The organism is uncultured Microbacterium sp. (genome assembly GCF_963521695.1).
GTDB lineage: Bacteria > Actinomycetota > Actinomycetes > Actinomycetales > Microbacteriaceae > Microbacterium.
In genome coordinates, this window is the sequence record NZ_CAUQWC010000168.1 from 1 (window position 1) to 7799 (window position 7799).

The 7799-nt window shown below is 67.6% G+C and carries 8 protein-coding genes; 3 read left to right on the forward strand and 5 right to left on the reverse strand.

Annotated elements, in window-relative coordinates; translation table 11 throughout:
* Positions 1 to 236 precede the first annotated feature (236 nt).
* Positions 237 to 1637 (reverse strand): ParB/RepB/Spo0J family partition protein, encoded by a 1401-nt coding sequence (locus RWP81_RS12125; RefSeq protein ID WP_314456442.1) that lies wholly within the window; start codon positions 1635 to 1637, stop codon positions 237 to 239.
* Between the two features lie 524 nt (positions 1638 to 2161).
* Between RWP81_RS12125 and RWP81_RS12130 the strand changes: the two genes are divergently transcribed.
* Entirely contained in the window at positions 2162 to 3616 is a 1455-nt protein-coding gene (locus tag RWP81_RS12130; RefSeq protein ID WP_314456444.1) for a hypothetical protein, read from the forward strand.
* 14 nt (positions 3617 to 3630) lie between these two features.
* On the opposite strand, the gene RWP81_RS12135 is transcribed toward RWP81_RS12130, so the two are convergent.
* Both RWP81_RS12135 and RWP81_RS12140 read right to left on the reverse strand, forming a co-directional pair.
* On the reverse strand, positions 3631 to 4362 hold the full coding sequence (locus tag RWP81_RS12135; RefSeq protein ID WP_314456446.1) for a hypothetical protein: 732 nt from the start codon (positions 4360 to 4362) through the stop codon (positions 3631 to 3633).
* Complete coding sequence (locus RWP81_RS12140; RefSeq protein WP_314456451.1) at positions 4359 to 4499, reverse strand: hypothetical protein; 141 nt, start codon at positions 4497 to 4499, stop codon at positions 4359 to 4361. Before RWP81_RS12140 ends, RWP81_RS12135 begins: the two co-directional genes overlap by 4 nt.
* A 23-nt stretch (positions 4500 to 4522) precedes the next feature.
* Here RWP81_RS12140 and RWP81_RS16325 point away from each other — a divergent pair, with 23 nt between their 5' ends.
* Positions 4523 to 4690 carry a substrate-binding domain-containing protein gene (locus RWP81_RS16325; protein WP_399540591.1) on the forward strand — a complete coding sequence of 56 codons (168 nt, stop codon included), beginning with the start codon at positions 4523 to 4525 and terminating at the stop codon, positions 4688 to 4690.
* Positions 4691 to 4798: 108 nt separating this feature from the next.
* Here the strand turns inward: RWP81_RS16325 and RWP81_RS12145 are convergent, their stop codons facing one another.
* Complete coding sequence (locus RWP81_RS12145; RefSeq protein WP_314456447.1) at positions 4799 to 5581, reverse strand: alpha/beta fold hydrolase; 783 nt, start codon at positions 5579 to 5581, stop codon at positions 4799 to 4801.
* Positions 5582 to 5879: 298 nt separating this feature from the next.
* Here RWP81_RS12145 and RWP81_RS12150 point away from each other — a divergent pair, with 298 nt between their 5' ends.
* Complete coding sequence (locus tag RWP81_RS12150) at positions 5880 to 7394, forward strand: CoA-acylating methylmalonate-semialdehyde dehydrogenase (protein WP_314456449.1); 1515 nt, start codon at positions 5880 to 5882, stop codon at positions 7392 to 7394.
* 94 nt (positions 7395 to 7488) lie between these two features.
* On the opposite strand, the gene RWP81_RS12155 is transcribed toward RWP81_RS12150, so the two are convergent.
* A partial coding sequence (locus RWP81_RS12155) for a helix-turn-helix domain-containing protein (RefSeq protein WP_314456450.1) occupies positions 7489 to 7799 on the reverse strand: 311 nt, incomplete at its 5' end.

Genomic DNA, 7799 nt, shown 5'->3' on the forward strand with positions numbered 1-7799 from the left:
GATCTGCTCGACGTCGCCGGATGCCGTGGCCGCGTCGACGGCGGCTTCCGCCTCGCGCAGCGCCGCGGTGTATCCCCCCTCGTCGACGTCGACGGCGGGTGTCGTGGTGGTGGTCATGGTGCGCCTTTCTGCAGCGGGGCGGGCGGGTGATGCCAGAGGGTGACGAAATGGGGTGATGCGGCGGGGTGACGCCCGGGGTGACGGGGACCGGCGGATGCCGGTCCCCGTCCGGTTGATCAGGCCAGGCCCGCGGCTTCGGCGGGAGTGGTGTCGCCGGTGACGATCTGCTCGACCGGGGAGAGGGTGTATCCCCACGCGGCGAGCTGGCGGAAGAACGCGGCGGCGCGCTCGTCGCCGCGTCGCCACGACTCCTTGCTGGTGCCTGCCTCGGCACCGGCGAGAACGACCGCGAGGGCCACCAGGCGGGCCTTGCCGGGGTTGGCCTCCACCAACTCGGCCAGGCCGTCCATGCGGTAGCCGGAGGGCCGCTCGACGGCGAGGAACGTGTGCGCGAGGTCGTTGCCGCCCGACATCGCGGACGACACTGAGAATCGGTGAGCGGTCAGGCCCAGCGCGATCACCCGGTCAGCGTCCTTCGGCAGGGTCTTGCGGGAGAGGAACGTCGCGAGCCATTCGCGGCGCACCGTCTCGGCGGCGGCCCACGCCTTGTTGTTGGCAATGAGCGCCTTACGCTCGGCGGACTTTTCGACGCGCTCTTCCTCGATCTGCTCCGCCGTCAGCGGCTCGGCAGGGGTGCCGGGTGCGCCCCAGGCGTAGGTGAAGCCCGCATCGGTGGGGTTCTGAACGAAGTAGGTCACGTCAATCTCGCCGCGCCAGTTCGTGTCGATGAGCGCGCCGCGCTCCGCGACGGTGGCGATGTGCTCGGCGGTGACCTGTTCCCCGTCCGCGGTGTGGAGCTTGCGGAGGATCACCCACGGGCTTTCCTCCCCGTACGCCTCGCCACGGGTGAGCACCTGGGAGCCGTTCGCGGTCAGCTCCTGCTCGACGGCGGCGAGGCGGGCCTTTTCCGCGGCGTCGTCGCGGAGGCTCTGCGCGGTGTGCTCGAACTGGGTCGGGTCGGTGGTGGCGACTTCGATCAGGTGCGCGCGGGCGTCGGCGTCGTCTTCGAACTCCAACAGGACCGCGGCCTGGTCGAGCGTCAGTTCGTGCTCGTGGAGAGCGGAGGTGACGGTGGCGGACTCCGCGACGGCGAGGCCCTTTTTCACCGTGTCGGTCGTGGTGCCGGTGCGCTTGGCGATCTGTGCGGCGCTGATGCCCTCGAACGCCAGTTGCGCCCAGGCTGCGGTGCGATCCGCGGTGCTGAGGTCGGCGCGCTGGTCGTTTTCGATGATCTGCTGAATGATCCGGTCCGCGGTGGTGTCGTCGCCCTCCACGACGTAGACGGGGACGGTGGTCACCTCGGCCTCGCGGGCGGCGAGGGTGCGACGCTGACCGGCGCGGACGATGACGTTTCCGTGCTCGTCGCGGCGGGCGAGGATCGGGGTGATGACGCCGTTCTCGCGGATCGACGCGATGAAATCCTTCGTCACGGGGGCGCTGGTGCGCACGTTCGCCTCGATGACGAGGGTGGTCGGGTCGATGTGCTCGATGGTCCCGGTTCCGGTGGTGATGCTCACGATGGTTTCTCCTTGATCGGTGTGTGATCATGAAGGCGACGGGTCCCGTGGTACTTGCACTACTACGGGGCTTTTGTCGTCTTCCAGATCGTTTTTCTTTGCCTCTCCGGCGAGTGAAAACCCACTGAGTGGAGGCGGCGGAGTGACGCCGATCCCGGGCGAAATAAGCCCGTAGGGCGCGTCCGGGATCGGTGGCACGCAGCCGATGGAGCGAAGTAGGTTGAAACCGCGGAGAGGTGAAGAGAACGGGGAAATCGGGCCGCGTAGCGGCTCCTGCCGGCGGTGCTCCGTCACCGCTGCGCGGGCGGAGCTCGCGCCCCGCCGAAGGCGGAACACCGGGGAGCGCGAGGGGGTCACCCCTCGTGGCCGGCCCGTCGGCCCTCCCGCTCAAGGCACCAATGTCTGCGCCGAGTGCGAAGAGCACCGATGCGGGCGCTCGGCGTGGAACATGTTTTGCGTGGCGCCGAGAAGGTCTATGGGCTGGGACTGGGAATTGCCGCCCGTTCTTGCCCCACAATCGTGCTGTGGAGAAGCACCAGAGCAGCAGCGTCGACAGCCCGGGCCCTACGGTCAAGAAGGTCCGGTGGTGGAGTCGGTCTGGGGTGCGCATCACTGCTGGTGTGGTTCTCTATGTCATCGTCGGTGGCATTGTTCTCCTCACAGTCCCTGACCTCCTGCTGAGAAACTGGTTTCCAGAGCTCACTGCTCAGCGACGCGCCGCATTCCTCGGGCCGGCGACAACCACCGTTCTGTTCGCACTCGGCGGGACCATCGCGCTAGTCGGCGTTGGCCTCAGCCTCTCTCGTCACCGACAGGAGCTTGAAGCAGCGGAGCGCGACCGTGAACGGCTTCACGACGATCGGGAACGAGAGCGGGCGCGACGCGACGAGGTCGATGCGCAGCGGCGCATTGAGACAGAGCGAGCCCTGCGGGAACGGTTTGTCACAACCGTCAAACTCCTCAGCGACCCGGCACCCGTCAACCGTCAGGCCGCCCTATTTGCCCTTGGCGCTCTCGCAGACGACTGGGATGCGTTCGGGAACCCCGACGAGGTGCAGGTGTGCATCGAAGTTCTCACCGGCTACCTCCGCGCGCCCCGCTCCGACGAGATGCGCATTCCCCTCCCCCAGAAAGAGATCGACAAGCTCGACCCCTCCGACCGCCGCGATACTCAACGAACCACCCCGCAGGAAATATCCGTCAAACAAGCTGGCTACACGGTCGTCGGAAGGCATCTCAAACCCGATGCCCCCGCCCATTGGCACGATCGCGATCTCTATCTCGCTGGTGCGTACATCGACTTCCACGTGGACCTCAGCGACGCGACCATCACCAACGGCGGAACCATTGACCTCAATGGCGCGACCATCATCACCGACAGCGGGTACGTAGCCCTCGACACCGCAACCTTCACCGAAACCGGGTACTTAACCCTCAACGACGCGACCATCGCCGACAGCGGGACCATAAGCCTCAACGGAGCGACGATCGCCAACCATGGGAGCGTGGAACTCTTCGGCGCGACCGTTATTAACGGGGGGGTCGTGAACTTTTACGGCTCGACCATCACCGACAGGGGGTCCCTGAACCTCCACAGCGCAACCATCACTAACCGTGGATCCGCCGTAGCTCTCGTCAACGCAACCATCTCCAACAGCGGAACCGTGACCTTCGACAACGCGACTGTTTCCGATAGCGGGTTAGTAGACATCAGCGGCGCGACCATCACCAGCCGCGGGACCCTAGACCTCGACGGCGCGGCCATCACCGACAGCGGGATGGTGAGCTGTCGACGCGTGACGATCACCGATAGCGGGGTGGTCACCCTAGACGACACGCTGATCACTGACAACGGAGCGGTAAGTCTCCAGGACGCAAACATCGCGGACAACGTGTCTGCGGATCTCCTCACCATGGTGGTCTGCGTCGGCGGGTCGATAACTCTCCCAGACGGGACGGACCATCCTTCCACGGCCTAGTCGAGTTCCCTTGCCTATGTGAGGTGCTGCTTCTCGGCTGCGCCGTTACGCCTTGGCGCCACCTGCGACCGGGAGGTGACGGCGGTCGCGCGAGATAGGTCGGGGCCGATTGCGTCGGCTTCGAGGACGCGGCCGTGGCGGCGGTCGTCCCCCTCGCCCCAGGCCACGGTGCGCTCGTATCCGACGACGATCACCGCGTCACCTTTGTGCAGCGACGCGAGCACGTGCTCGCCGAGTTCGAACTTTGATTCCACGAAATGCGTTGTCGGGGCCTCGTGCGGGGTCCACTCGCCGCCGCGGTATTCGCCGGTGTTCTCGATGACGCGCAGCTTGACGATCTGCACGCGACCCGCCTGCACGGCCTCGGGGTCGGTGGCGAGGTTCCCGGTGATGGTCCTGGTGCTCATCTGTCGTCTCCTGCTCGTGCGGTTCGTGGGTCCCGTCGACGTCGACGGGAGCGTGCTCGGGGCGTCAGCCTCAGCGGTGTCGGTAGGGGGCATTTCAAGGCCCCAGGACGCGAGTGCGTCGCGGCGGGTGATTTCGACGGGCGGCTCCGACAGCGATCGGCGCTGCTCGAGCTCGGCGCGGGTGACGTAGTGCCCGGGGATGCGGCGTTCCTCGCCGTAAGCGGCGCGGTAGAGCCGGTCGGCATCGTTCTCCAACCGGTCCACCTCGCCCTGTCGGTCGGTGTATCCGGCGAGGTATCCGGCTCGGTAGTCGTCGCTGGTGGTGTCGTGCTCGCTCATGCGGCGTGCTTGTCGATGAGGTCGGGGCGGAATCCCGACCAATGGTCTTGATCGCTTGCCACGACGACGGGGGCGGCGGAGTATCCCAGCTCGTCCATGACGTACTTGAGCGCTGCGGGGTTGGTGGAGAGGTCCACGACGGTGCACTCGATGCCCTTCCATTGCTCGCGAGCTCCCGCTCCCACTGACGTCCGTTCGATCACCTCACAAGAAGATGGGCGCCGAAGCTGTTCACCTGCTCCTCGACCGCATTCTCGGCAAGGACACCGCTTCGCGTACCCTCGCGCCGACCCTCATCGTCCGGGAGAGCAGCCACGGGACGCACTAACTACGCAGACCTCGTTGTGAAGTCGCGAGCTTCATGGCGGTGTTCCGTGATCGCTCGGCGGCGCGCGCTCAGTTCCCGATGACGAGGACGAAAAGGAGTTCGAAGGCGTCAGTTCGTGTTGTCGAGGATGAGTTTCGTCGCTTCGCGGGGAACGTCCCATTGCGGAAAATGGCCGCATTTGTCGAACCAGTGCAGCGAGGCGTCGGGGAACCGCTGAGTGGCGCGCATTGCTTGTTTGGGCACGGTCACCAGGTCGCGCCGCCCCCACCCGATGGTGACCCGGCCGGGTACCGTGCCCGCTGGGGCACCCTGCTGCGGGGGGCCTTTGGTGAGGGCGTCCATGGCGGCTCCGGTCGCCGGGGAATCCGCCAGCCCACGCACGTCCGGCAACACGGTTTTCTGCGAGAGGGCCCAGGGTCGCGCCGACAGTTGCGCCAGGAGCAACGTCCGTCCGACGGGGGTGCCGAGCAGGGCTGGCAGCATGCCGCGCAGCGCTCGGACCAGTACGATCGACGGCCGCAGCGTGGCGGCGAAAACGGCGAGCTCGCGCGAACTCCAGAACCCGCCGGGGTCCAGAGCGACGGCGTCCCCGCCGACTCCCCTCCGCGCGAGCTCGAGCACGATCCGGCCGCCCATCGACTGTCCGACGGTCGACACACCGTCTAGGCCCTGGTCGCGGATGAAGTCCACGACGGAGTCGGTCAGCGTGGCGATCGAGACGTCGCCCGACAGTGGCGGGGTGTCACCGAACCCGGGCAGGTCGACGGCGATGACCTCACGTTGCCGCGCCAGGTCGTCGAGGATCGGAGTCCAGGATCGCCAGCCGGCGCCCAGTCCGTGCACCAGCAGCAAGGGGGTGCCGTTCCCGCGTCGAACATAATTCAGGGTCATATCCGCAACGCTAACCCGCGCTGCTCTCGTGAGGGCCGGCTCGGACGAAAGCGTCGCCGTGACCGTTGAGTCGCGATTCGCAAGGCGGCGTCACGCAGAACGGTCGACTTCCACGTGGGCAACATCGTCCGCCGTCTTGGCCTCGGGCACCGACGCGAGATCACTCGCGTACTGCGCCCATCACCCGACAGCATGAAGCACGGCCGCACACGCCCGCCCGACGATCTGGCCCGCCCCCGCTCCCTACCTGGCCATTCTGTCGGCAGCGGTCGCGGCATCCGCGCCGTTTACTGGACCCATGACCGACAACGACCTCCCCGTCATCGCGCACTGGTTCGACGGCGCCGCGGCGCCCTCGACGTCGGGCCGCACCGCGCCCGTCTACAACCCCGCCACCGGGGCCGTGCAGGCGCACGTCGCCCTGGCCGACGAGGCGGAGGTCGACGCGGCCATCGCGTCGGCCGAGCGGGGGTTCGCGGTGTGGAGCCAGTACTCCATCGCCAAGCGGCAGGGGGTGCTGTTCGCGTTCCGCGAGCTGCTGAACTCCCGCAAGGGCGAGCTGGCCGACATCCTCACGTCGGAGCACGGGAAGGTGCGATCGGATGCCCTGGGCGAGATCGCCCGCGGTCAGGAGGTCGTGGAGCTCGCGACCGGGTTCCCCCACCTCATCAAGGGCGCCTTCAGCGAGAACGCCTCGAACGGCGTCGACGTCTACTCGTTGAAGCAGCCGCTCGGAGTGGTCGGTGTCATCAGCCCGTTCAACTTCCCGGCGATGGTGCCGATGTGGTTCTTCCCCATCGCCCTTGCCGCCGGCAACGCGGTCGTGCTCAAGCCCAGCGAGAAAGACCCCTCTGCATCCCTCTGGCTCGCGCAGCTGTGGAAGGAGGCGGGTCTTCCCGAAGGCGCGTTTACGGTGCTGCAGGGCGACAAGGTCGCCGTCGACGGGCTGTTGAACAGCCCCGTCGTGCAGTCGATCTCGTTCGTCGGCTCGACCCCCATCGCGCAGTACATCTACGAGACCGCCGCGAAGAACGGCAAGCGCGTGCAGGCCCTCGGCGGGGCGAAGAACCACATGCTGGTGCTGCCGGATGCCGACCTCGACCTCGTCGCCGACTCCGCCGTGAACGCCGGGTTCGGCGCCGCGGGCGAGCGCTGCATGGCGATCTCGGTCGTGCTCGCCGTCGAGCCCGTCGCCGACGAACTCATCGCGAAGGTCACCGAGCGCATCCAGAAGCTGCGCATCGGCAACGGCGCCGCCACCGACGAACCCGACATGGGTCCGCTGATCAGCGGACAGCACCGCGACAAGGTCTCCTCCTACGTCGACATCGCCGAAACCGACGGCGCGAAGGTCGTCGTCGACGGCCGCGGGTACACCGTCGACGGTCACGAGGACGGCTTCTTCTTCGGCCCCACGCTTCTGGATGCCGTGCCCACGTCATCCCGCGCGTACACCGAGGAGATCTTCGGACCCGTCCTGTCGGTCGTCCGGGTGAAGACGTACGAAGAGGGGCTCGCGCTGATCAACAGCGGCGAGTTCGGCAACGGCACCGCCATCTTCACCAACGACGGCGGCGCCGCCCGCCGCTTCCAGAACGAGGTGCAGGTCGGCATGATCGGCATCAACGTGCCCATCCCCGTTCCGGTGGCCTACCACTCCTTCGGCGGCTGGAAGAAGAGCCTCTTCGGCGACGCCAAGGCGTACGGCGTGCACGGCTTCGACTTCTTCACGCGCGAGAAGGCCGTCACCAGCCGCTGGCTCGACCCCGCCACCCACGGCGGCATCAACCTCGGCTTCCCGCAGAACACCTGAGCCCCCTCTCCTCGCGCGCGAGGTCACTTCTGTCGCCTGGATCGCACCGCGGCGACAGATTCCGACCCCTCACGCGAGGCGACGCCGGGTGCGATCACACGCCGTCGGAGAACTCCAGCGCGGCCCACAGCTCGGCGCGCGCGGCGAAGGTCGACAGGTCGAGCCGGAGCAGACCCTCGAGCTGCGTGAGCCGCGCCCTCAGCGTGTGGCGGTGGATGCCGAGCGCCCGCGCTGCCGGGTCCCAGGCGCCGTTGGCATCCAGCCACGCCTTCGCCGATTCCCGGAGACGCTGCCGTTCCGCCGCGGGCAAGGCGTCGAGGGGCTCGAGGAGCGAGTGGGCCAGCACCTCGCCACCGCGTTCGCGGAGCGCCCCGACCAGGCCGCGTCGCGCGAGATCCTCGTAGG